Source organism: Saccharopolyspora pogona, assembly GCF_014697215.1.
Lineage (GTDB): Bacteria > Actinomycetota > Actinomycetes > Mycobacteriales > Pseudonocardiaceae > Saccharopolyspora > Saccharopolyspora hattusasensis.
In genome coordinates, this window is the sequence record NZ_CP031142.1 from 6,791,883 (window position 1) to 6,816,002 (window position 24,120).

22 protein-coding genes are annotated in these 24,120 nt (G+C 68.8%); 11 read left to right on the forward strand and 11 right to left on the reverse strand.

The window, feature by feature from the left end; translation table 11 throughout:
• Positions 1-64 precede the first annotated feature (64 nt).
• Complete coding sequence (locus DL519_RS31680; protein WP_190820242.1) at positions 65-310, reverse strand: DUF397 domain-containing protein; 246 nt, start codon at positions 308-310, stop codon at positions 65-67.
• Positions 310-1,146: a helix-turn-helix domain-containing protein gene (locus tag DL519_RS31685; protein ID WP_190820244.1), complete on the reverse strand. Its 837-nt coding sequence runs from the start codon at positions 1,144-1,146 to the stop codon at positions 310-312. The genes DL519_RS31680 and DL519_RS31685 overlap by 1 nt, the downstream gene beginning before the upstream one ends.
• A gap of 119 nt (positions 1,147-1,265) precedes the next feature.
• Between DL519_RS31685 and DL519_RS31690 the strand changes: the two genes are divergently transcribed.
• Together DL519_RS31690 and DL519_RS31695 are read left to right on the forward strand one after the other, a co-directional pair.
• Positions 1,266-1,535 carry a hypothetical protein gene (locus DL519_RS31690; protein ID WP_190820246.1) on the forward strand — a complete coding sequence of 90 codons (270 nt, stop codon included), beginning with the start codon at positions 1,266-1,268 and terminating at the stop codon, positions 1,533-1,535.
• A 37-nt stretch (positions 1,536-1,572) separates the two neighbouring features.
• Positions 1,573-1,791 (forward strand): hypothetical protein, encoded by a 219-nt coding sequence (locus DL519_RS31695; RefSeq protein ID WP_190820249.1) that lies wholly within the window; start codon positions 1,573-1,575, stop codon positions 1,789-1,791.
• Positions 1,792-1,890: 99 nt separating this feature from the next.
• Here DL519_RS31695 and DL519_RS31700 read toward each other — a convergent pair whose 3' ends face one another.
• The 3 genes from DL519_RS31700 to DL519_RS31710 all read right to left on the reverse strand — a co-directional run bounded on the left by DL519_RS31700 (position 1,891) and on the right by DL519_RS31710 (position 5,024).
• Entirely contained in the window at positions 1,891-2,997 is a 1,107-nt protein-coding gene (locus tag DL519_RS31700) for a pentapeptide repeat-containing protein (protein WP_190820250.1), read from the reverse strand.
• Positions 2,990-4,129, reverse strand: a complete 1,140-nt coding sequence (locus tag DL519_RS31705) for a hypothetical protein (protein ID WP_190820252.1) — start codon at positions 4,127-4,129, stop codon at positions 2,990-2,992. Before DL519_RS31705 ends, DL519_RS31700 begins: the two co-directional genes overlap by 8 nt.
• Positions 4,130-4,286: 157 nt before the next feature.
• The gene (locus tag DL519_RS31710) at positions 4,287-5,024 is read right to left on the reverse strand and encodes a lysozyme (protein ID WP_190820254.1); all 738 of its coding nucleotides are present in this window, start codon (positions 5,022-5,024) and stop codon (positions 4,287-4,289) included.
• A 540-nt stretch (positions 5,025-5,564) separates the two neighbouring features.
• On the opposite strand from DL519_RS31710, the gene DL519_RS31715 reads away from it, so the two are divergent.
• Entirely contained in the window at positions 5,565-7,730 is a 2,166-nt protein-coding gene (locus tag DL519_RS31715) for a putative bifunctional diguanylate cyclase/phosphodiesterase (RefSeq protein ID WP_317891405.1), read from the forward strand.
• A 103-nt stretch (positions 7,731-7,833) separates the two neighbouring features.
• Here DL519_RS31715 and DL519_RS31720 read toward each other — a convergent pair whose 3' ends face one another.
• Both DL519_RS31720 and DL519_RS31725 read right to left on the reverse strand, forming a co-directional pair.
• Positions 7,834-8,628 carry a trehalase-like domain-containing protein gene (locus DL519_RS31720; protein ID WP_223839799.1) on the reverse strand — a complete coding sequence of 265 codons (795 nt, stop codon included), beginning with the start codon at positions 8,626-8,628 and terminating at the stop codon, positions 7,834-7,836.
• A gap of 133 nt (positions 8,629-8,761) precedes the next feature.
• Entirely contained in the window at positions 8,762-9,343 is a 582-nt protein-coding gene (locus tag DL519_RS31725) for a type VII secretion system-associated protein (RefSeq protein ID WP_190820256.1), read from the reverse strand.
• Between the two features lie 182 nt (positions 9,344-9,525).
• Between DL519_RS31725 and DL519_RS31730 the strand changes: the two genes are divergently transcribed.
• The 3 genes from DL519_RS31730 (at position 9,526) to DL519_RS31740 (ending at position 12,419) form a co-directional block, all read left to right on the forward strand.
• A complete protein-coding gene (locus DL519_RS31730; protein WP_190820258.1) occupies positions 9,526-9,948 on the forward strand; it encodes a PRC-barrel domain-containing protein in 423 nt (140 codons plus the stop codon).
• Positions 9,949-10,190: 242 nt separating this feature from the next.
• A complete protein-coding gene (locus DL519_RS31735; protein ID WP_190820260.1) occupies positions 10,191-11,363 on the forward strand; it encodes a S8 family peptidase in 1,173 nt (390 codons plus the stop codon).
• A 255-nt stretch (positions 11,364-11,618) separates the two neighbouring features.
• Positions 11,619-12,419 (forward strand): helix-turn-helix domain-containing protein, encoded by an 801-nt coding sequence (locus tag DL519_RS31740; RefSeq protein WP_190820262.1) that lies wholly within the window; start codon positions 11,619-11,621, stop codon positions 12,417-12,419.
• A 132-nt stretch (positions 12,420-12,551) separates the two neighbouring features.
• Here the strand turns inward: DL519_RS31740 and DL519_RS31745 are convergent, their stop codons facing one another.
• Positions 12,552-13,385: a transposase family protein gene (locus DL519_RS31745; RefSeq protein ID WP_190818447.1), complete on the reverse strand. Its 834-nt coding sequence runs from the start codon at positions 13,383-13,385 to the stop codon at positions 12,552-12,554.
• A gap of 504 nt (positions 13,386-13,889) precedes the next feature.
• Between DL519_RS31745 and DL519_RS31750 the strand changes: the two genes are divergently transcribed.
• From DL519_RS31750 to DL519_RS31760, 3 genes are all read left to right on the forward strand, one after another.
• A complete protein-coding gene (locus DL519_RS31750) occupies positions 13,890-14,279 on the forward strand; it encodes a sterol carrier family protein (RefSeq protein ID WP_190820264.1) in 390 nt (129 codons plus the stop codon).
• A gap of 309 nt (positions 14,280-14,588) precedes the next feature.
• Entirely contained in the window at positions 14,589-15,077 is a 489-nt protein-coding gene (locus DL519_RS31755; protein WP_190820266.1) for a hypothetical protein, read from the forward strand.
• A 32-nt stretch (positions 15,078-15,109) separates the two neighbouring features.
• A complete protein-coding gene (locus DL519_RS31760; protein WP_190820268.1) occupies positions 15,110-15,253 on the forward strand; it encodes a hypothetical protein in 144 nt (47 codons plus the stop codon).
• A gap of 273 nt (positions 15,254-15,526) precedes the next feature.
• Here DL519_RS31760 and DL519_RS31765 read toward each other — a convergent pair whose 3' ends face one another.
• From DL519_RS31765 to DL519_RS31775, 3 genes are all read right to left on the reverse strand, one after another.
• Complete coding sequence (locus DL519_RS31765) at positions 15,527-16,456, reverse strand: hydroxymethylglutaryl-CoA lyase (RefSeq protein WP_190820270.1); 930 nt, start codon at positions 16,454-16,456, stop codon at positions 15,527-15,529.
• Positions 16,453-17,727, reverse strand: coding sequence for a hydroxymethylglutaryl-CoA reductase, degradative (locus DL519_RS31770; protein ID WP_190820272.1), 1,275 nt, complete (start codon positions 17,725-17,727; stop codon positions 16,453-16,455). Before DL519_RS31770 ends, DL519_RS31765 begins: the two co-directional genes overlap by 4 nt.
• Before the next feature lie 100 nt (positions 17,728-17,827).
• Positions 17,828-19,663, reverse strand: coding sequence for a helix-turn-helix domain-containing protein (locus DL519_RS31775; RefSeq protein ID WP_223839801.1), 1,836 nt, complete (start codon positions 19,661-19,663; stop codon positions 17,828-17,830).
• Between the two features lie 200 nt (positions 19,664-19,863).
• Here DL519_RS31775 and DL519_RS31780 point away from each other — a divergent pair, with 200 nt between their 5' ends.
• Positions 19,864-21,921: a hydantoinase/oxoprolinase family protein gene (locus tag DL519_RS31780; RefSeq protein WP_190820274.1), complete on the forward strand. Its 2,058-nt coding sequence runs from the start codon at positions 19,864-19,866 to the stop codon at positions 21,919-21,921.
• Between the two features lie 26 nt (positions 21,922-21,947).
• Positions 21,948-24,098, forward strand: a complete 2,151-nt coding sequence (locus DL519_RS31785; protein ID WP_190820276.1) for a hydantoinase B/oxoprolinase family protein — start codon at positions 21,948-21,950, stop codon at positions 24,096-24,098.
• Positions 24,099-24,120: the final 22 nt, after the last annotated feature.

Here is a 24,120-nt window from a genome sequence, read left to right on the forward strand (position 1 = left end):
CGAGCTGACGCGAACGGCCCGTTCACCTCGTCTATCGAGGCGAACGGGCCGTTCGCTTCATCGGCTAGTGGTCGAAGACGCCGCCCTTGACGGCGCCGATGAACCGGTGCCAGGTGCGCACCGGCACGGCTAAGCGCCCACCGTCGCGATCCTTCGTGTCCCGAACCCCGACGGCATCCACCCCGAGGCCAACCTCGACACAGCTGGACTGCGTCCCGCTGTAGCTGGACTTCCGCCAGCCGACTTCGACGCAGTTGGTGTCAGGTCCAGAGCGGCTGGACTTCCGCCAGCGCATGAATTCTTTTGTCATCACCCCTCCAAGCCATCAAGGTAGGAGCGGATCAACGCCGCAGACTGATCCGCTCCCAGCGCATCCGCTTGGAGCGTAGCCGTGAGGTCGCGAAAATCGGTCGTGTCTTCCGGTTTGTCGAGAAACTGTCCCGAGCGGCGATGCTCCAGATGAACGATCGGGTCGGCCTTCGCGAACTCCAACAAGATGTGCGACCCGTCCTGTCCAATGTGGGCACCCAGGTCAAACGGCAGGACTTGAACCGTGACGGTGTCGAGTTCGGCAGTCTTCAGGATGTGCCTGAGCTGGTCGGCCATGACTTCACTGCCGCCGACCGGCCGCCGGAGCACGGCTTCGTCAATGAGGGCAACGAACTTGACGGGCGAAGCTCGTGTCAGCACTTCCCGCCGCCCCATCCTGATCGCGACGAGCATCTCGATTCGCTCGGGCGAAATCCCGCCTCCGCGAAACACGGCCCGTGCGTAATCCGCGGTCTGCAAGAGGCCTGGCACCCTGATCAAAGAAAGATCGCTGATGCGCGTTGCTTCGCGTTCGAACTCCAGCAATGCGGAGAGCTGGCGTGGGATTCCGGTGGGGCCGACCTCGGTCCAGTTCGGTTGATCTGCTTCTTTGGCCGCCTCGACCAACTCGTTCCGACGTGCCCCAGTGACGTTGTAGATGGCGAGCATGGCACCGAGGTCCTCGGCGCTCGGCACCTTCTCACCGCACTCGATCCGGCTGATCGTTGAGCGCGAGAAGTTGAGGCGCTCTTCTAGCCCGCGCACGGTGAGCCCAGCTTGCTTGCGGAGGTCTCGGAGTTCCGCGCCGAGTACGCGAGCTTTCGCGGTGTTCGCCATGTCTTCACCCTATGTCGTGCAGTGATCACTCGATGTGGTCAACCTGGCTTGTCCCTGGGACTATTTATAGACCCAATGCCATAGCTTTGTCTTAGAAACAAACTGGTCAGGAGGCGGGGGTGTTCGAAACGGCTGGGGTGGACTGGTTTTGGCGGCCGGTGGGGGTTGGGCGGCATGCGTTCGGGGTCGCCGCGAAGCGGGCTGATCCGCATGCGGCGGTGGCCTCGTTCTGCGGCGTGGAGGTTGAGGCGTGGCAGGTGCAGCGGCTTCCGCCGGAGATCGAGTGGATCGACGAGGACACCTGCATGGACTGCTGGCGGCGGATCAGTGCCCGGTGGTCGGGAGTGCGAAAACCGGCTCTTACCGGTTCTCGCACTCACGACCCCTGACCAGCGCAAACGCAACCCACAACGACGAGGAGAAACCATGTTCTGGCTTCAGGTGAGCACTCTGGTTCTGGTCAACGTGCTGATCGCGAGCATGCTGCTGGTCCGCGCTCCGCGCGCGCAGCACGCCGGTGCAGGCGACGGCGCGTTGAACGTGTGGCAGTTGATCGAAGAGGTCGAAGCGGAGCGACAACGGCAAGCCGAGTCCACCGGGCGACACCACCTCAACACCGAAACCCTTGCGCGCCTGCGCATTTGACCGCGAGACCTGGTCCGGCGGAACCCCCTCCCCGTCGCCGGACCGCATGGTGGTGGGCGCTCTGCCCCCGACCCGGCGCCCGGCCACCCCCTTCTCGGGCTACGCGCTCACGGCCTTCCAGCCGTCGGGGAGGACGACCTCGCGGTCCGGGCTGGTCGTGATGCCGGTGTGCTGGGTCTCGGCGTGGAACGTCGTGCCGCTCAGGTCGGCGTCGTGCTCGAAGTGGACCGCGCGGAAGTCGGCTGGACCGTGGAATTCCGCCCGCGTCATCAACACCGCGTCGGCGAACCGGCTGTCGGCGAACCTCGTCTGGCCGTGGAAGCGGGTCCGCCGGAAGCTCGCCCGGCCGTTGAACTCGACCCCGGGGAACCAGGCGCGCTGGTGGAAAACCGCGTCGTCGCAGCGGAACCGCCCGTACAGCCGCCCGGCGCCGACCGCCGTGCCGGTGAACCACACCTCCCCGTGGTACTCGCAGCGGCTGAAGTTGTTGTCGCTGAACAACTTCCCGTACCGCAGGATCAACGACCCGACCTTCCGGTCGGACAGGTCGAAGTACTCCAGCGAGGCGTTGGTGAGGTCGAGGTCGTAGGCCGGCGCGGCCTCGTCACCGGCGGCCGGGAGCAGGTCGGCGATGAGCCGCTGCGCGGTCAGCCGCACCTGCAGCTTCCGCTCGGCGCCGTCCTTCGCGTCCCGGGACCACTGCACCGGCCCGTCGTCGTCGGTGTTCAAGGGGGTTCCGGCGGACGCCGGGGCGTCATCGGTGTGGCGGTGGTGCCAGAACGGTCGCCGCAGGTAGGAGCAGAGCACGTCGAGCACGGTTTGGGTGTAGTCGGGGTTGCTGCGGGCGAGCCCGGCGAGGGCGTGCAGCGCGCCGACCCGGACCTGATCGGCCTCGTGCCCGAGGAGTTCCACGGCGCGGGCGAAGCGCTCGTCGGCGACCCGGTCGCGGTCGAGGTCGGCCCGTCGGTTCTCCAACTCGTGGCGCTGCAGCTCGGTCTTCTGCCGCTCCTCCTCGACGCGCCTGCGCCTGTCGTTGAGCCAGAGCGCGTAGAGCGCGACGACCGAACCGGCGGCCAACCCGCCGGTCCGCAGCGCGTCCGCGCCGGTGGTCCGGGGGTCGAAGGCCAGCAAGGCGATGCTGACGCCGACGAGGAGCACGACGGCGACGGCGATCGTCGCGATCAGCCCGATCTTGCGCTCACCCATGCGAGGGATTCTGCCCGGTGAGATCGACTGCGTGATCGGTTCCCGGAACCTGCCAGGCGGCCGGCAGCCGCGACTTCCCGGCGATCTCGACCTCGTCAAGCTGCGCAGTCGGAGCGGGATCGGCGAAGTGCAGGTCAGCGCCTCCGAGGAAGCGCGCGTGGCGGAGGTCCAGCGGAGCGGTGCACAGGGCGCCGTCGAAGTAGATGCCCTCCCGGCACACCGCTCGCTTGAGGTCCACGGCGCCTTCGAACTCGGCGCGCTCGAAACCGCATGGCCCGTGCGTGACGATCCCGCGCAGTTCCAGCTTCTGCCGGAACCGGGTCTGCTCCGCCCTGATCCGTCCCACGAAGACGCTGTCGCGGAAGTGCACCGGGCCGTGGAAGACGGCGCGGTTGAGGTTCGTGGTGTACCGGAACCGGCACCGGTAGGCGGCGATGCGGCCCACGACCCGGTCGGACAGGTTGAACCGCTCCAGCCAAGCCCTGGTCAGGTCGAGCTCGTAGATCGCCGGATCCGGGTCGGCGGTGCTGGGCAACAGGTTCTGGATCAGGCGCTGCGCCGTCTGCCGGACGTACCGTTCGCCCTCCAGCTCGGGGCTGACCTCCGGCCATTCGCCAGGATCGGCCGGCAACTCCGAGCGCGGCGTCCACTTCGGATGGTCGAACGGTCGCCGCAGGTAGGAGCAGAGGACGTCGAGCACGGTTTGGGTGTAGTCGGGATTGCTGCGGGCGAGACCGGCGAGGGCGTGCATGGCGCCGACCCGCACCTGGTCGGCGTCGTTGCCGAGCAGCTCGACCGACCGCGCGAAGCGCTCATCGGCGGCGCGGTCCCGATCCTGGTCGGTCCGCCGGTCTTCCAGGGCCTGCCGCTGCTGTTCGAGCGCGTAGCGCTGCCGATCCACCTCCTGCCGCTGGCTGTCGAGCTCCTGCCGCTTCTCCTCGACGCGCCGACGCCGGTCGTTGAGCCACAGGGCGTAAAGAGCGACCACCGATCCCGCTGCCAGCCCGCCGGTTCGCAGGGCATCGGCGCCGGTGGTCCGCGGATCGAAGATGAGCAAGGAGACGCTGGCGCCGACGAATATCACGACGGCGACGGCGATCGTCGCGACCAAACCGATCTTGCGCTCACCCATGCGAGGGATTCTGCCCTGCGCAGCGCGCAGTACTTGGAGCATGCGCGGAATCGGTGCCTCGCCCCGGCCGCGGAAGCGACGTTTTCGCGCGAAAACGCCATCCACCCCGAACCGCACGACGCGGTGCCGGGCTCGCCGGCACCGCGCGGTTCTCGCGTCAGCCGTTGGCCAGCGCTTGGAGGCGGTCGTAGGTGCCGTTGAACGCGTTCTTGTCCAGCGGCGACGACGTGTACTGCCAGATCGTCCAGATGCCCCAGTTGTAGGGCAGCTGTCCGACGGCGCTCGCGTAGCGGGCGACCCACAGCGGGTTGGTCGAGCTGAAGTCGCCGCCCACGCACTGGTTCCACCAGCTGGTGCTGGTGTAGATGACCGGCCAGCGCCCGGTGCGGGAGTGGTAGGTGTCGCTGAAGTCCTTGATCCAGGCGGTCATCCCGCTCTTGGACTTGCCGTAGCAGGTGCCCCCGTACGGGTTGTACTCCATGTCCAGCGCGCCCGGCAGGGTCTTGCCGTCCTTGGACCAGCCGCCGCCGTTGTCCACGAAGTAGTTGGCCTGCGCGGCGCCGCTGGAGCGGTCCGGCAGCGCGAAGTGGTACGCCCCGCGGATCATGCCCACGTTGTAGGAACCGTTGTACTGCTGGGCGAAGTACGGGTTCTTGTAACTCGTGCCCTCGGTCGCCTTGACGTAGGCGAACCGCATGCCCTGGTCCCACCAGGACTTCCAGTTCACGTTGCGCTGGTAGCTGGCGACGTCCATGCCGGCCACTGTGGCCAGCGGGTCGACGTCCGGGGTCAGCAGCGGGTCATCGCCGCCGCCCTCGTGCTTGCGGATCTGCGAGCCCATCGTGGCGTTGGTATCGGTTCCGCTCGGCGGTTCTTCGGTCACCTGCGTGCTCATCGCGCTTTCCCTTCCCGGAAGGGGTGTGCCGGCTTGCGTGGGCGAGCACAGGAGAAGAACGCCTGCGCAGGCAACCGATATTAAGGAGATCAGGTGTAATCGGCGACCACGTCCACTCGGAAGGCTCATCGATGCCTCTCGGCGTGTAGTTGCGGTGCGTCGTCGGGGGACCAGGCGTCGTGCCCCGAAAGTGTGGCGAGAGGTTTTCGTGAGATGTAGACCCTGTGTTAGTTTTTAACCAGAATGGCCCAATCCGGACACCGCGTGTGAACCGCGGGTCCTCCGGGGTGTAGTTCTAGGCCGCGCACAACCGCTGGCTGCGCGTCGAAAACATCAGATGTATTAGTAATGCAGCGCTGCGCGCGATCAACTAGTTGCGGACGGTAGCTGCAAAACGGGGCTTGGCCACCTGGATGGCCTGCTCGAATGAGGTGTACAGCTACCCCGGGTGCGTACATGATGTTCGACCGCCGGACCCGTCCGGTCGTATGCTCCGAACGAACGGCCCAGGCGAGTAGGACGAGTGGAGGGCGCCCAGGCATGACTGGCTGGACAGCGCCGGTGCCCAGCGTTCACGGGGTGGTCGCCGAGGTGAACCGAGCCGATCGACGACGCTTCGCGGCTGTCTGGGCGCAGGCCCTGATGGGCACCAGCTACGTGCCGATGACCAGCGTCGAGGTCGAAGGCCGGCTGTACGGCTACACAGATCGCCTGGTCGATGCGCTGCTCAGCGATCCGTTCGACCCGTCCGCCGCGCGGTCGGTCGGGGTGGACCTGGTCGCGGTGCACTTCACCAGCGCGGAGTCGCTGGCCCGCACCGTCGACCTGATCGGCGACGAGATCCTGGACATCCTGCGGCTGGGCAGCAGTCCCGGCTGGCGCGGGCGCGTGGCCGCGCTGCAGGGCGAGCTGTGCTCCGGCTTCCTCCAGGCCGCCCGCAAGCGGACCCTGGACGAGCAGGAGGCGATCCGGCAGGCCGTGCTGGACGCGCGCGATGCGGTCGAGCAGGCGCTGCGCACCAGCGAGGCCAGGTTCCGCGCGATCTTCGCCGAGGCCGCGATCGGCATCGGCATCGGCGACATGAACGGCCGGATACTCGAGGTGAACGATTCGCTGACGCGGATCATGGGGCGGACCACGGAGGAACTCCGCCGGATGATGGTGCAGGACATGATGCACCCGGACGACCCCGACAGCACCTGGCGGATGTACGAGGAGCTAGTGCGCGGCGAACGCGACCAGCTCCGGGCGGAGAAGCAGTTCAAGCGCCCCGACGGCGGCACAGTGTGGACCGAGCTGATCGTGTCCCTGGTCCGCGGCGAGGACGGCCTGCCGCTGTACCAGGTGGCGCTGATCGAAGACGTCACTGACCAGCGGATGCTGCAGGAACGCCTGCGCCACCAGGCGATGCACGATCCGCTGACCGGACTGCCCAACCGGGCGCTTTTCCTGGAACGGCTCACCGGGGTGCTGCGCGCGCACGAGTCCGGCGAGCGGGTCGCGCTGTGCTACATGGACCTCGACGGCTTCAAGGTCATCAACGACAGCCTCGGCCACCACGTCGGCGACGACCTGCTGCAGGCGGTCGCCGACCGGCTCGCCACCGCGGTGCACGGAGCCGACCGGCTGGTCGCGCGCATGGGCGGCGACGAGTTCGTGATACTGATCCAGAACTCGCTCGGCACCGAGCAGGCCATCGAGATCGCCGACACCGTGCTGGACGCGCTGGACGAGCCGATCCGCATCGGTGGCCACGAGCTCTCCGTGTCGGCCAGCATCGGCATCGTCGAGCGTCCGGTGTCCGGGCAGACCGCGGCCGAGCTGATGCGCGACGCCGACGTGACGCTGTACTGGGCGAAGTCCGAGGGCAAGAGCCGGTGGGCGCTGTTCGACCCGGACCGCAACGCCACCGAGGTCGCGCAGTTCCACCTGTCGGCGAAGATGCCCGCCGCGCTGGAGCGCGAAGAGTTCTACGTGGATTATCAGCCGCTGATCGGGCTGCGGGACTTCAGCGTGGTCGGTGTCGAGGCGCTGGTCCGCTGGGCGCATCCGGAACTGGGACGGTTGGGGCCGGACCGGTTCATCGGGCTGGCCGAGGAGACCGGGCTGATCGTGGCGCTCGGGCGTTGGGTGCTGCGGGAGGCGTGCCGGCAGGCGAAGCAGTGGCAGGACGACTTCGGGGCGGCGGCGCCGTTCGTCAGCGTCAACCTGGCGGTGCGGCAGTCGCGGGACCCGAACCTGGTGGCCGACGTCGCGGAGATCCTGGCCGAGACCGGCCTGGAGCCGTCCCGGCTGCAGCTGGAGCTCACCGAGAGCGCGATCATGGGCACCGCCGACGAGCCGTTGGATGCCCTGCGCGCGCTGTCCCGGATGGGCGTGCGGATCGCCATCGACGACTTCGGCACCGGGTACTCGAACCTGGCCTACCTGCGGCATCTCCCGGTGCACGAGCTCAAGATCGCGGGCTCGTTCATGGAGGGCCTGCGCGACGCGGAGCGGGCCGACCCGGTCGACGCGCGCATCGTCGGCACGCTGGTGGACCTCGCGCACGCCTTAGGCCTGACCGTCACGGCAGAAGGAGTGGAGACCCAGGCGCAGGCCCGCCGGATGGCGGACATCGGCTGCGAGACCGGCCAGGGCTACCTTTTCGCCCGCCCCGGATCACCCGAAAAAATAACAACTTTCATCGCCGAACACCTGGATTGAGGTGTTCCAGGCTCGCCTTGCTTGGCGGTGCGGGCGGCGGAACCTCAGAAGTCGCCTGGCTCCGGGACCCCCGACTTGTGATTGACCAATACGCGGCATCGGGCTAAGCGCCTTCGGCGCTTGCGGCGGCTCGGGCCGTGGGGCGTCGAGCGACGCGGTGGGGATTTCTGGTCGGTGAAAGAGGAAGTCGCTCGAAGACCTCCTCCCCGGGACGGGGTTTCTGCAGATCAGGGGCCGTGAGTGGGTTGGGGCCGTGACAGTGAAAAGTGCTCAGGTGCCATTGCGGCGGCTCTTGCGGTCGCGGGTCATGCCGCATCACCCAGGAAAGCCGCTCCCCGGCGCGCACCGTGAGCACCAGTTCGTGCGCCCGCTCGTGCTCGGCGCGCCGCGGCAGGATGTCGCCGCGCAGCACCGCGGTGTGCGGGCCGGCGATGGCGAGGATGAATTCGTCCAGCACCGGGTCGGTTTCGCGCACCCGGCGCACCCAGGGCACCGCGTCGCCGTAGGCGAAGCGGACCACCCAGCGGAGCTTGATGTCCACCTCGCCGGAGATGCCTTCGACGATCCGCACCAGGCAGGGCTGGTCGTGCTGGTTCTTCTCATGCGGCGGCATGCTGTCGATCAACCGCAGCACCCCGTCTTCGGTGTGGAAATCCGTCTCCAGCACCAGGGAGTTGTCCCGGTACCGGCGGTGGACCGCGCGCACCGGCGCGGTCGGCGCGATCTGCCAGTGGCCGTCGCGGTCGTTGCCGAGCAGCCGGGCGAAGCACGACGGCGCGTCGAAGCGCGGCAGGCAGAGCCAGTCGATCGAGCCGTCCTTGCCGACCAGTGCGGCCGTGCGCAGGTCGGACAGCAGGGCGTAGTCCTCGATGGGGCCGGGACCGTGATCACCGGTCACCCTGCCGAGGCTAGGCACAAGGCCCGGCCCCGGCCAGTCATCGGGTTCTCCCCCCGGTGCCCGCGGTTTCAATTGAAACCGCCACCTCCTGGGGTGACCGGATCCCAGTTTGAACTGAAACTGGGATCCGCGATCAGCCGCGTTGTGCTGCGGCTTGGGCGAGAACTGCGTGCGGGATGACCGCTTGGATCGCGTCGTTCAGGTTCAGGCCCAGGTCGAGGCCGTTGAGCAGTTCCGGCAGCGCCCGCCCTGGCACCCTGCGGAATCCCGGCCAGTCGGCCGGAACCCGGGAGGCCGAGGTGCAAGCCGGGACCAGCTGGCTGCCGTCGGACATCTCTGCGGTGTAGATCATCGGGTCGTCCGCGCTCGGCGCGTAGAGCAGCACCTCGGCGGCGAGCACCGCCGCGGGCAGCTCGGACTCCGGGAGCTGGCAGGCCGCGATCCGGGCCAGCACGTGCTCCAGCTCGTTGGTCGGTTCCTGCTGGTTCGCCGCGAGTTCGGACGGCTGGTACGCGTCGTTGAACTGGAAGCGCTCGTCGATCTCGCCGTCGGCGTCGATGCGGTAGGCGCCGACGATGCCTTCCGGCGGCACCTCCTCGCCGTCGGCGGTGTAGCCGGGGTCGGCGATGTACAGCCAGCTGTCGGGGTTCTGCTTGGCGTGCTCCCGCATTTCCGCGCTGATCGGCGGGGCGGGACGGTCGACGGGCTGGGACATCGGGAACTCCGTACCTGTTGATCTGGGCGCCGGCGTGGATGCCGGGCGCGCTTCCGAGGGTGCCAGCACCGGGGAACGCGCGAATGAACGGTCCTGAACCAGCCGTTCCGAGGTGCCGGTCGGACGGGTCCAGGGGCAGACTGACCGGGAGGGCCAGGGGAGGGCCAGGGGAGGAGGCGGCGATGATCGGCCAGCGGGAAGCGTTGCGGATGTTCGGGTGCGAGGTCTTCGATCCGGAAGGATCTCGGATCGGCATCGTCGGCCAGCTGTTCATCGACGACGACACCGAGCAGCCCGCCTGGATCACCGTCCAAACTGGACTGTTCGGCACGAACGAGAGCTTCGTGCCGCTGGAGGGCGCGGCCTTCGACGGCGACACGCTCACCGTCGCGGTCGGCAAGGACGCGGTCCGGCAGGCCCCCCGGGTCAGCCTGCTCCAGGGCGATCTCCCGTTGGAGCAGGAGAGCGCGCTGTACCTGTACTACGGGATGACCTACGGCGTCGCCCCCGATGGCGCCGCGTCGATCGACGAGGTTTCGGAAGTCGCGCCCGAGTACGTGGAAGCCGTTCGGCTCCGATTGCGACGCTGGGTGGCCGCGACCTGAAACGCGCAAACCGGGACTAGCAGGACGAACCACCACGCCCGTCGGGAAACCCCGGCGGGCGCGGTTTTGCCTGCTCATTCCCGATAAGGAAACCCAGAGCTGGGAATTCGTTCACCCCACCGCCCGATTGTGTGGCGACAATTCGCCAACGTCACCCGAACGTGTGTTTTCCCTGGTTACGTTCTGGTGTGAACCATCTTTCGCTCGGCCCCACCCGAGCGAATGGACGGAGGAGGGGACACATGAGGAAGCTGCTTTACGGCACCGGGGCAGGGGTTGCCGCGGCGGCGCTCGTGTTCGCCGGTGCACCGGCAGGCGCGCAGCCGCGCATCGAGTTGGCGCCGCTGACCCTGCACTCGCAGGCAGCGGTGCAGGACGGGGACTCGGACGTCTACATCGTCAACCTGAAGGAAGGCATCGCTCCGCAGGGCGTCGCCGAAGAGCTCGGCGTGCAGGCCCGCAACGTCTACGACAAGGCGCTCAACGGGTTCTCGGCGAAGCTGACCCCGGCGCAGCTCGACGCGGTCCGCGCCAGCGGCAAGGTCGAGAACGTCTCGCAGAGCTACCACATCGCGGTCGAGCCTTCGAAGAAGAAGGCGGTCGGCTCGTGGGGCCTGGACCGGATCGACCAGCCGGACCTGCCGCTGGACGACAGCTACGCCCCCAAGGGCACCGGTGAAGGTGTCACCGCCTACATCATCGACACCGGCATCGACCCGTCCCACCCCGACTTCGGTGGGCGCGCCAAGATCGGCTTCGACGCCACGGGTGGCGACGGCACGGACAAGCAAGGCCACGGCACCCACGTCGCCGGCACCATCGGAAGCGACACCTACGGCATCGCCAAGGGCGTGAAGCTGGTCGGCGTCCGAGTCCTCGACGACCAGGGCAGCGGCACGACCGAGCAGGTCGTCTCGGGCATCGAGTGGGTCGCCAAGAACCACCAGGGCGCTTCGGTGGCGAACATGTCGCTGGGCGGCCCGAAGGACCCGGCGCTGGACGAGGCCGCGACCAAGCTGGTCGACAGCGGCGTCTTCCTCGCGGTGGCGGCCGGTAATGAAAGCCAGGACGCCGAGAACGTCTCCCCGGCCAGCGCGGAGGGGGTGTTCACCACCGCCGCGTCGGACAACACCGACACCTCGGCCGAGTTCACTAACTTCGGCGCCACCGTCGAGGGCTACGCCCCCGGCGTGGACATCGTGTCGACCGTCCCCGGTGGCGGCACCGAGACGTTGAGTGGCACCTCGATGGCCAGCCCGCACGTGGCCGGCGTCGGTGCGCTGTACCTGCAGGCCAACCCGGACGCCAAGCCCGCGGACGTGATCACCGGGCTGCAGGGCCAGGCCTCCAAGGGCGTGATCCAGAGCGCTCCGGAGGGCACCATCGCCGACCTGCTGCAGATCGGCGACCTCTGATCCGCTAGCGCAGTGCGGCACGCGGGCCCTCCCCGAATCCCCGGGGAGGGCCCGTTGTGCTTCTGATTGCTGCACTCGGGGGACGCCGGGATGCCGCCGAACGGTGGCAATCAAAGGTCGATCCGCTGGATCGTGCAAAAGTCGGTTCCAGCGGTCGTCCCCGGTGGATACGTTGCAAAACGACGGGGGTGTCAGTGTCCAACGCGGTGCCAGCCGAATCGGTGCCGCCAGGGCACATCGAGGAGGGGGTGTGCCGTGCTTCCCGGATACACCGAAGAGCTGACGCAGTCGCCGACTGCGGTCGACGAGCGGGCCAGAGACACCGCCGCTACGGAGCCGCTGACCGAGCGGGCCGTGCAGGCGCAGGTCGCGTCGGTGGCTCGCGCCGCCCGGGCGCAGTCCGGCAACGGCGGCGTGCTGCAGGTCGTGCAGGGGGCGAGGCGGGTCGGTTGGGCCGCATACGAGCTGCAGCGCACTGCGACGCAGCTGGTCCAGGGCGTGGCGAAGCCGCCGTACGTGACGACCGGGCCGCTGGACTCGCTGGAGTCCCGCAAGCTCGCCGAAGGTGTCCAGTACCAGGTGCTCTACGACCGGTCCGCGCTGGCGCGGCCGCCGCAGCTGGACATCACCACCAAACTGGTTGCGATGGGCGAGCAGGCGCGGGTGATCCACGTGGCGCCGACCAAGCTGATCATGGTCGACAGCGAGATCGCGCTGCTGCCCCTGACCGTGAGCGAGACCTCGGTGGAAAGTGCCGTGGTGGTGCGCAGCTCGGCGATGCTGGCCGCGATCGCGAGGATCTTCGAGGACCTGTGGCGCTTCGCCGCGCCGTTCACCGCGGACCAGGACCTGGTGGGCAACGAGCTACAGCCGACCGAGGAGGAGCGGTGGATCCTATCGCTGCTCGCCTCCGGTGCCACGGACGACACGATCGGCCGGTTGATGGGCTTCAGCGCCCGAACCGCGCACCGCAGGGTCCGCGAGCTGATCTCCCGGCTAGGAGCGGAAACCCGCTTCCAGGCGGGCATGCAAGCCGTCAAGCTCGGCTGGCTCTGAACACCCAGGTACCGGAGCGCAATTTCAATGGGGTTTTTTCATCCTGTTTGTTCTGGTGGTGGGGGGTTGACGGGGTGGGGTGGGGTGTGTGTGGGCTGGTCAGGGGCGATGATCATTTTTGATGATCGTTTGTCAGCGGGTGATTTCGAGGTTGGTCAGCACCAGCAGGGCCCGTAGTAGGCGGGTGGCGTTGGCTGCGTGCATGCGTAGGCGGGTGAGGATGCGCCAGTTTTTGAGGTCGGCGAAGCCGTGTTCGCAGGTGGCGCGTTCGCGGGCAACGAGTTGGTTGGCTTGTTTCTGGGCGTCGGTGAGCGGGTGGGCGCGGGCGGCGCGGCGGCCGATGATGATCACGGGTTCGTCGGGGTCGTCTTCCAGTCCGGTGAATCCGAGGTCGCACATCGCGCCGAGTTCGGCGTCCCGGAGTGCGGTGGTGATGTTGTTGTGGCGGGCGGTGGTGACTTCCGAGGCCCGCCCTGGTTTGGCCGCAGAGAACCACAACAGGTTGCCTTTGTGGTCGGTGAGGGCGAGAAACAGCAGGCCGTGGGCTTTGTGTTTGCCGCTGTAGTTGCGCCGGTTGTTCTTGCCGGTGCGGCGCTGGGTGCGCACCAGGGTGCCATCCAGCAGCACGACCTCACCCCCGCCGCGGGCCACTTTGCTCAGGACGCGGTCCAGGCGCGGGGCACGGGCGGCCAGCAGGTCGATGACCTCCAGCACCCAGCGGCGGATCGTCGAGGCCGACACCCTGTTGCCGCCGGCGATGTCCAGCAGCCGCTGGTCGTGACGCAGCACCGCGAGCACGATGATCGCCTGCGTACCAGGGGTCACCTTGCGCCAGCGAGAGCGGATTTTCCTGCAGTGCGTGGTGATCAGCGAGGCGAGGTAGTCGATCGTGGCCCTCGACACGGGAAGTTGGGCTTGGTACACAATGGGTTCGGTGCCCTCGGCGGGGCTGGATTGGGTTTTCACACACTCCCCAACCCCGCCGGGGGCACTCTCGTTGCAGCCAACCGGCCATGATCATCGTCACATCTTCTCCGCGACCACGGCCACCGTCAGATGATCTTGATAAATGATCATGGCCCTGGCCAGCCCGCCCACACCACGCCACCCACGACCACACCCTCTGACCAGCCAAGATCAGGATGAAAAAAGCCCAATGGAAGTTGCGGATCATCGGCGTGTCGCACACCGACACGCCGATGGCTGTGGACAACTTCCGCAATTTCAATGGAAATCGGACCTCTGATTTCCATTGAAATTGCGTGTCCACTGGTTCAAGGGGTGCCCGGAGCACCGTGCCCGGTGCCTGATGCCCGGTCCTGATATCGCAACACCCCTCGCGTACCAGCCTCCAAGGTTCCGGTGCTCGGTGCTCGGTGCTCGGTGCTCGGTGCTCGGTGTTCCGGTGTTCCGGTGTCCCGTGCTTGGGGTAGGGGGTTGGGGGTTGGGTTGTGTTCGTAGGCTTCTGGCATGCCCAGTCGCCGTGCCGTTGATCCCGGGGAGATGCGCGAGGCCGTCGCAGCCCTGCGGCATTGGCTGGACGGCGAAGCGCCGCAGCCCGCGCGTGCCGAGCTCGCCGCCGCAGTGCGGTTGAGCCTGCGCACCTTGGAGCAGGTCGCCCCGGGCAACAGCGTCGAGGTGCGGGTGCCGCCGTTCGCGGCGGTCCAGTGCGTCGCCGGCCCTCGGCACACCCGCGGCACCCCGGCCAACGTCGTCGAGACCAACCCCCGGACCTGGCTACTGCTGGCGACCGGCCGCCTCGGCTGGGCCGAGGCTCTCGAACGCGGCGAGCTCACCGCGTCCGGTTCCCGCTCGGACGTTTCGCAGTGGTTGCCGCTGGTCCGAGTCGACAACCCGTGAGCGTTCCGGCACCTCGGGTCTACGACCGGTTCGGGATGAGATGGCGGACAGGGGCGGCGTTCGCCAGGTTGCCCCGCTTGGTGGCGCAGCGCCTACACTGCCTGCGGGGCCAGCCCGGCTGAACCGTGCGATGGCACTGCGGCGCGACCCGGAACCGAGCGAGGCCGGTCGGACACGGCCAGATGATCGCCGCAGTACGTACTCAGATATAGATAAGCAGTGGGCTACGTAGTGCCACCGATGTCTGCGTAGTCGGGACTAAAGACACTGGTGTCAACCCGACCAAGTAGACCCGTTCAAGGTAAGGCCATGCTCCCCCTGTCACATCCCGACCGAATCGAGCCGGATTCGCCGCAGCCCCGACGTTCGTTGCGTCCCTTCTGGCCGAGCGCCGCGGAGGTACTGCGGTACGGCGAGCGCTACGCGGACCTCCGTGACCGCCGCCTTGCACACACCTTGATCCTCGAGGATGCGGTGGAGGAGCGCGAGGAGATTTCGGCTCACGCGCGCATCACCTGCCACGTTCACCGTCGCTGGGCACACGAATGCATCGCTTCGCCGATGCACGTCATCCCCGTCACCGGGCACCGCTGGTGCCGCCGCTGCGAGGCCGAGGCGTCCGTCGCGGTCGACGAGCTGACCGGATCGGTGACCGTGGTGTGCACGCGGTGCCGCCAGACCCTCGAGACCGCGGCGACCCGGCAGATCATCCGGACCTGCCGAGCCAGCCTGGCCGCTGCGCACGAAAGCCGCCGAGCCCGTGTGCAGGCGCAGAATTCCGCCTCGGCGGCGGCCTGAACGGTCAGCTTGACGCCCTACGCACCCAGGTCATGACCACCATCACCGGCGCGGAATGGCCGCACGGGACCCGCACCGCGATAAACCTGGCGCTGCTGGCCCGGTTCTATGAACGCTTCGCCGACCAGGCCGTTTCCGTGGCCCGCAGCCTGGAGTCCGGCGCGCTCGGGGAGTAGTTCATGAACAGGAGACGCCCCTCCAGGCCCGGATCGTGGCGAGTTGGACGTCCCGTAATGGATCGCAGCCCGCTCGCTGTGGCGGGCGGAGTACAGGGCCCCCGCGCGCCCAAGAGGCCCCCGGACACGGGGGCCTTCTCTTGTTCGTCGACGCCTGCCCGCCCGAATCGCCCCCCCCGTTCGCTCAGTGTCTAGGCCGGGCTGCCGAGTCCACGGGTTTGCGCCGTCGTCGTAGCGGTTGCGTAACGCGCGAGGCCGGAGCGACGGCTGGTCTCAGCTTTTCCGTAGCGCGCGCACGACCGAAGAGGGGCTTTCGCGGCCGAGGTGACCGGCCAGCCAGCTACTCGTTTCGGCCAGCTTGGTGAGGTTGAGGCCGGTGTGGATGCCGAGACCTTCGAGCTGCCAGAGGATGTCTTCGGTGGCGAGGTTGCCGGTGGCGCTGTCGGCGTAGGGGCAGCCGCCCAGGCCGCCTGCCGAAGTGTCCACTGTGGTCACTCCATGCTGGAGGGCGGCGAGGGTGTTGGCGAGCCCCTGGCCGTAGGTGTCGTGGAAGTGAACGGCGATCGAGCCAATCGGGACTCTGGCGGCGGTGAGGGCGTTGAGCAGCGCGACGACGCGGCCGGGGGTGGCGACGCCAATGGTGTCGCCGAGGCTTAGTTCGGTGCAGCCGAGATCGATCAGTTTGGTCGCGACGTCGACGACTTGTGCCGCAGGAACCGCGCCTTCCCAAGGGTCGCCCCAGCACATGGACAGGTAGCCGCGCACCGGCAGCCCGGTTTCGCGGGCCTGAGTGATGACGGGGGCGAACATCTCGAGCGACTCGGCGACCGTGCGGTTGAGGTTGGCCTTGGCGAAGCTTTCGGTTGCCGAGGCGAACACGGCGATGTCGGTGACGCCGAGGTCGAGCGCCCGCTGCAGGCCTCGCTGGTTGGGCACGAGTACGGGGTAGCGGACCGCGGGGCGGCGGTCGAGGCGACGGAGGACCTCTTCGGCGTCGGCGAGCTGTGGCACCCACTTGGGATGGACCATGCTCGTCGCCTCGATGACGGTGTGCCCGGCGTCGGCAAGGCGTTCGATGAACTCGACCTTCACGTCGGCGGGCACCGGCGTGGACTCGTTCTGGAGCCCGTCGCGGGGGCCGACCTCGCAGATGGTGACGGCTTCGGGGAGGCCAGGGAGCCGTTCGGTCCCGTAGTCGATCATCGTCCGGCCCGGAGCTCGGCGAGGACCTGCTCGGCGTGGTCGGCACGGACCTTCTGGTCTGCGATGAGCCGGGCGACGACGGCCGGGACCTCCTCGGCGGTCGCGCCGACGGCGGATGCGATGTTGCGGGCGTGCAGGGACATGTGGCCGCGCTGGATCCCTTCGGTGGCCAGCGCTCGGATGGCGGCGAGGTTCTGGGCGAGGCCGACGGCGGTGATGATCTCCGCGAGTCCGGCGGCGGTGCGGACGCCGAGCAGGGTGATCGCGGCCTGCGCGGCCGGGTGGACCTTGGTGGCGCCACCGACGAGACCGACGGGCATGGGCAGCTCGAGGGTGCCGGCGACATTGCCGTCGGCATCTTTTTCGAAGCGGGACAACGAGGTGTAGAGCCCGGCGGGCGAGACGGCGTGGGAGTGGGCGCCGGCTTCGACGGCGCGCGTGTCGTTGCCGGTGGCGAGCACGACGGCTGTGATGCCGTTCATGATCCCCTTGTTGTGAGTGGCGGCCCGGTAGGGGTCGGCTTCGGCGAGGGCGGCGGCGTGGATGATGTTGTCGACGACCTCGGCGCCGCCGAGCGCGTCCGCGTCGAACACCGCGCGGGCACGGGAGAGCCGGAGATCGGCCTTGTTGGTGAGGATCCGCAGCAAGCTGCTCCCGCGCGCGATCTCGGCTGCCCGGGCGGCGATGGCCTCAGCCATCGTGTTGACCGCGTTGGCGCCCATGGCGTCGCGAACGTCGACCTGAAGGTGCGCGACCACGTAAGTGCCGGCGCGCGAGGGGACCAACCGGACAGCGATGTCCCGGACGCCGCCCCCGAACTCGACGAGCTTGGGGTCCTGGTCGTTGGCGAGCGCGATCAGCTCGTCGCGGGCTTCGAGCAGCCGTACTCGCCCGGCCTCGGGGTCAGCGACGCCGACGATCTGGACCTGGGCCTGCATGACGGGTGGGGTCGAGGACGTGGTGAACCCGCCGCGCACGCGCGCGATCTTGGCGGCGTTGCTCGCCGCCGCGACGACGGAGGCTTCCTCGGTCGCCATCGGCACCAACACGTCGGTGCCGTTGATCACGAAGTTCGTCGCGACACCCAGCGGGATGCCCAGGATCCCGGTCACGTTCTCGATCATGTGGGCTGCCAGTTCGGTGCCGAGGCCGTGCGCGGGGTCGAAGGCGGCGATCGACGCGGGGTCGATGCCGGCGGCTTCGGCGACGAACTTGCGCCGGGCCTCGACGGATAGGTCCCGGAGACCCTGGATACGACTGGTGCGCGGCATGGCGCCCCTCCCACCTCAGTGTTGCTGCGGTACGGAAGAGGACGCTAGTTCGCCGCGCATCGGCCGGGAATGGGCCGATCATCCACTGATGACGGTAGGACTATGGGCTTTTGGCCAGGGTGGCGAGGCGGACCGCGACGGTGATCCGGAAGAGCCGATCGGGCTCCTGCCAGTCCTCGCCGAGTAGTTCGGTCGTGCGTTCCAGGCGTTGGAGGACGGTGTTCTTGTGCAGGTGGAGCGCACGGGCGGTGGCGACTGGGCTCATCCGGTTGCCGAGGTAGGCGGCGAGGGTGGGCAGGAGCTTGCCCGCGTGTTTGGCGTCCCAGTCCAGGATGGGCCCGATGACGCGCCGCACGTACGTCGTCACGCGCGCTTCCCCTGGGCCGAACAGGGCCGTGTACGGGAGGTACTCGTCGGTGGTGACGGCGGTGTCGTTCAGCCCGAGTGCGGGCAGGATCCGCACGCACGCCGAGGCCGCGTCGACCTGGGTGCGTAGGTCGACGGTGGCGTCGGCGATGCCTGCGCCGACCGCCAGAACTGGTGCCCGTACGGTGCGGCGCACCATGGTGTGGATGAGTGTGCTCGCGGTGGCTGGGTCGGGATACGAGGTGATGGCCACGACTCGGTCGGCATGTTCGCCGACCGGGCCGCCGGTCCGGCGCAGGGCGCGGACGGCCTCGCGGCGCAGTTCGGCCGGCACCGAGATCACGACCACCGACCGCAACTCGTCGAGCCGGATGCCCCGTGCGTGGGCGCGGGTGGCGATGTCGGCGCGGCGGTCGGGGGCGTCGGAGAGCATGTCGGCCAGCAAGTCGTCGCGGACGCGCTGCTCGGCCTCGATCATGGCGTCCTGCTTGAGATTGAGCAGCGCGGTGATCTGAGCGGCGCGTTCGGCGGTGCGCAGCTCGACGGGGCCGAACTCGACCTCGCCCTGTTCTAGCAGCAGCGCGCCCAGCAGGGTCGGCCCGGCGAGGACGGCGACGGCGTACGTGCCGTCGCTCGCGGGCGTGCACCGACCACTGTGGCGGCTGTGGTCGACCGCGTCGGCGACGGGGCCGTCGAGGTGTTCGAGGTCGCGAAGCGTGACGTGGCAGCGCAAGGCGCGACCGAGCGCGGTCGCGACGTCTGGTGCTTGACCGCCTTGAAGCACGAGGTTGGTGAGGTCGCTGTGCACCTCGCTGGCCCGTTCCATCGCTTCGACGTGGCGGGCGAGCTCGCCGTAGGCGCGGCGGGCGTCGTCGGCCGAGTCCTGGGTGCGGGCGAGCAGGCGAGCGGTCTGCAGGACGATGGCGGCGTGGTCGGCAAAGGCTGACAGCAGGGAGATCTCCTCAGGGGAGAAAGCGTGCTCGACGCGGTTGGCGGCGAACAGCACCCCGATCACCTCGTCGCCGGCCAGTAGCGGGACGCCGAGCAGGGACACGAGGCCTTCCGCGGCCACGGCGGCGTCGATCGCGGAGTCGTGCGGGGCCTCGGTCATCGCGGCGTACTTGGACGTCCAGTAGGGACGGCGTCCTTCGACCACCTGGCTGGCCAGGCCCGCGCCGGGTGGCACTCGCAAGCCGAGGAACGACGGTGCGACCGTCCCGAGCGTGGTTCGCACGCGGAGTTCGCGGCTCTTCGCATCGAACTCGGACAGGTAGGTGACGTCCGTGCCGACGAGGTCGTGCGCTCGTTCGACGAGCCGACCGAGCAGTTCATCGACGTCCCGAAGCTGGGCAAGCTCGCGCGCGGAGGAGAACAGCGCCGCGAGTTCCTGACCGCGGCGCCGCCAGCGCTCCGAGGTGGCGCGTAGGCGGCGTATTTCGTAGCGGATCCGCGTGGTGTCCTGTTCGGACAGGGGCACGTCGGTGAGCAGGCCGTCCACATCGACTTCCTGTTCAGCCGAAGCCGCCTGCAGCAGACTGACGATAACGTCGCCTGGGAGCGTCTCCGTCACGGAGTTCACCTCGATCCGTGTGCCGATCGCCCAGGCTGTCCAGGGAAATCCTGGGCGAACGATACATAGTCTAGGGCGGGTTCGCGCTCGTACTGTCCACACCGCGGGTTAGACGGTGTCTCCCCGAAACGAACCTTTCGTGCATACCATCCGTCAGCCCGGAACGAGCCGCACCGACGCAGTCAAAGGAGACAGCGAGCATGACGCTTCACGTGGGCATCGACGTCGGTGGCACGTTCACCGACGCCGTGGCGGTCGTCGACGGGCACGCGATACGTGGCAAGGCGTTCTCGACCAAGGACGTGACCACAGGGATCCTCGGCGCGCTGGGCGTGCTGCGGGAGCGCGCAGGCATGACCGAGGCCGAGTTCTTCGCCGCGGTCGACCGATTCGTCCTGGGCAACACCATCGTCACGAACGCCGTGGATGAGCAGAAGTACGCCGCCGTAGGGCTGCTGACCACTCAGGGCTTCCGCGACACCCTGCGCATCGCCCGGTCGGCCCGCACAGACGAGCGCGACCCGCACAAGATGTCGGCGCCGCCAGACATCGTGGAGCGTCGCCGCATCGTCGAGGTCGCCGAGCGGGTCGACGCGCACGGCACCGTACTCGTCCCGCTCACCGAGGACGCGATCGCCACGGCCGTGGACGCGGTGCTGGCGACCGGCGCCGAGGCCATCGCGGTCTGCCTGCTGTGGTCGTTCCGCAATGCCGCCCACGAAAATGCGATCGGCGAGTACCTCCACAAGCATCACCCGGACATCCCGTACACGCTCTCCAGCAGGCTGACGCCGGTCTACCGCGAGTACGAGCGCATGGTCACCACCGCACTGGACGCCGCAGTGAAGCCGATCGTGGCGTCGCACTTCGACCACCTCGCCGACGAGCTGTGGAGCAGGGGGCTGCGAGCTCGGGTGCAGATCATGCAGGTGCACGGCGGGTTCCTGTCGGTGGAGGAGACCGGCAAGGCCCCGATCTCGATGTTCAACTCCGGTCCGGTCGGCGGAGTCACCGGCGCGCGGCTGCTGGCCAAGCAGCTCGGCCGCCGGCGGGTGCTGACCGCGGACATGGGCGGCACGAGCCTCGACGCGGCCGCCATCATCGACGACGAGTTCCGGCTGCTGCCCCGCGCCGAGATCGGCGGCCTGCCCACCAGCCTGACCGCCGTGGACATCGAGACCATCGGCGCCGGCGGCGGCAGCCTCGCCTGGGTGGACGGACGGAACCTGCTGCGCGTCGGCCCGCACAGCGCGGGCTCCGTGCCGGGCCCGGCATGTTACGGAAAGGGCGGCGCCTGGCCCGCGGTCACCGACGCCGCGCTCGTGCTCGGGCTGATCAACCCGGACTACTACCTCGGCGGCACCGTCCCCCTGTACGAGGACCAGGCGCGGGCTGCCCTGCGCAAGCACGTGGCCGAGCCGCTGGGCATCACCGAGGACGCGGCGGCCGAAGGCATGTACCGGCTGGCGACGTCGCAGATGTCCAACGCGCTGCGCAAGATCACCGTGAACCGCGGCCACGACCCGCGCGAATTCACCCTCGTCGGCTTCGGCGGCGCGTGCGGGCTGTTCGCGGCCAGCATCGCCGCCGAGGCCGGGGTCCGCGAGGTCGTGATCCCGCGCGACGCCGCGGTCTTCTCTGCGCACGGCCTCATGCACGCCGACTCGGTGTTCTCCGCGGTGCAAACGAGCCCGTGGACGATGGACCAGCCCGCGGCGGCGCTCGACAAGGAGTTCGCCGTCCTCGAGGAACGCGCACAAGCATGGTTCGAGGCCGAGGGGATCCCTGAGGGCCGACGCGAGCTGCACCGCGAGGCGGACATGAAGTTCGTGGGCCAGATCTTCGAGGTCACCACCCGCCTGGCGGCGGGCACCTTCGGCGAGGCGGACAAGGACGCGCTGCGCGCCCAGTTCATCGCCGACTACGAGGAAGAGTTCGGCGCCGGCACGGCCTGGACCGAGGCCGAGATCCTGCTGGTCAACTCGCGGGTCCGGGCCATCGGCCGCAGCGACGTGCAGACGGTGGAGCAGGTCGCGGGCACCGGCGAGGAGCGCCACGAGCTCACTCGCCGCGACGTGATCGAGCCGCTCACCGGCGAGCGCGTCGAGATCGACGTGCACCGCGGGTTCGGTGCGCTCGGCCGGGCGACCGGTCCGTGCCTGCTGGAGGAGCCCGACACCACGGTCTACGTGCCCACTGGCGCCACCGTCGAACTCACCGACAGCGGCGACTTCCTGCTGCGCCTCGCCGACCGCTGACCCCCCGCCCGTCAAAGGAGACGACCATGACCAGCACCCCGCGCACGTTGCCCGACGGGTTCGACCCCGTCACCCTCGAAGTGATCCGCATGCGCCTGGACTCCATCGTGGAGGAGATGGGCATCGCGATGATCCGCTCGTCGGGCTCCCCGGTGATCACCGAGGCCGGTGATTTCAACACCGCACTGTTCGACCCCACGGGCCGCATCTACGCCTACTCGGACTATGTCCAGTTCCACATCGGCTCTGGCAGCGTCGCTGTGCAGAACCTGGTCAAGGCGATCGAGGGCGAGCCGCTCGCGCCCGGCGACGCGTTCATCTGCAACGACCCGCACACCGCGGGCGCGAGCCACCCGCCGGACACCAACGTGATCTCGCCGATCTTCCACGGCGACGAGCTGATCGGCTGGGCTCAGTCGCAAGCGCACCTGGTCGACGTCGGTGGCATGACGCCCGGCGGGTTCGCGCCCGGCGCCCACGACTGCTACGCCGAGGCGCTGCGGCTGCCGCCCGGCGTCAAGATCTTCGAGCGGGGCGAGCCCGTCGAGTGGGTGCGCCGGATCCTGCTCAACAACGTCCGCGTGCCCGCGCTGTTCTGGAACGACGTGCGCAGCCTGGTGGCGAGCAACAACACCGGTATCCGGCGTCTGCTGAGCACGATCGAGGAGTTCGGGATCGAGCAGTTCCGCGACTACACGAGGCTGTCGTTCGAGCTGGCCGAGCAGGTCGTGCGCGACCGGATTGCCCGCATCCCCGACGGCACCTACACCGCCGAGGAGTGGACCGAGCACAACGGACACGTCGACGAGCTGTACCGCGTCGCGTGCACCATGACCAAACGCGACGACCAGATCACCTTCGACTTCACCGGCTCCAGCGAGCAGACCGACGGTTTCGTCAACTGCAGCTACGGTGCGCTGGTCGGCAGCGTGGCGACCGCCATCGTGCCGATCCTCGCCTGGGACGTCCCGTTCAACGAAGGCGTCATGACCGCGTTCGACATCGTCGCCGAGCCGGGGTCGATCGTGAATCCCCGGCCCCCGGCACCGATCAGCAACGGGCACCTCACCACCGGCGCCCGGGTCAGCCGTGTCGTCACGAAGCTGATGAACGACGCCTGCCGTCGCAGCGACGACGACACCATCCGCGACCGAACCCAGGGCGTGTGGGGCGACTCGTGGACCGGCGGGATCTCCGCGGGCACCACCGATGACGGCGAGTACTTCGTGCTGTTCAACATGGACGGCGGTGGCATGGGCGCCGGCGCCCAGCCGGACCGCGACGGGCTCGACTGCGCGGGGATGATGACGCAGGTCAACAACATGCTGCCCGACGTCGAGATGAACGAGATGCTGTACCCGGTGCTCTACCTGTGGAAACAGCTCAACACCGAAAGCGCCGGGCACGGCGCCCACCGCGGCGGGCTGGGCCTGCGCTTCGCGTGGACGCTGCACGGCGCCGGGGAGGTCACGCAGACGGTGTTCGCCCCGAACGCCCAGGTCGTCGCCGACGGTTTCGGCGGCGGCTTGCCCGGCGGCGGCAGCGGCCACGAGGTCTGGCGCCAGACCGATGTCGCCCGGCTGCTCGCCGATGGCCTGGTGCCCGCCCCGGACACGCTAAGCGCGGCGGACCGGGAGTTGCTGGAGATCAACCAGCAGTCGGTCAGGGTCCGCGCCGGAGACGTGTTCGTGCAGTGGATCGCCGGTGGAGGCGGCTACGGCGACCCGCTGCTGCGCGCCCCGCAGCTCGTCGCCGCCGACGTCCGCGACGGCTACGTGACCGGCGAGACCGCGCAGCGCACCTACGGCGTGATCGTCACCGATGACACCGTCGACGAGGCGGCCACCCGGCGAGCCCGCACCGCGATGCGCCAGGAACGCCTCGGCAGCACCCCCGCCCTGCAGGTCCCGCCGAATTCGCCGGCCGGGTCCTCCGCGCCACGCCGCGACGCCGACGGCTGGTACGTGCCCGCCAGCGGCGCCCGCCTGGGCACCGGCGAAGACTGGCGCGGCGAGGCGCGGAAGGTCACCTACGTCGCCGCTGAGCGGTTGGCCGAGTACGGAGTCCGCGTCCGCCCGCGCACCGAGGGCCGCCGCGTGCTGATCGACGAGTTCTACAGCCCCTCGTGCGGCACCCTCCTGGAGGCCTGCGTTCGGGTGGATGCGGCCGCGAGCTGACGAGCCACCACCTACGGATCAG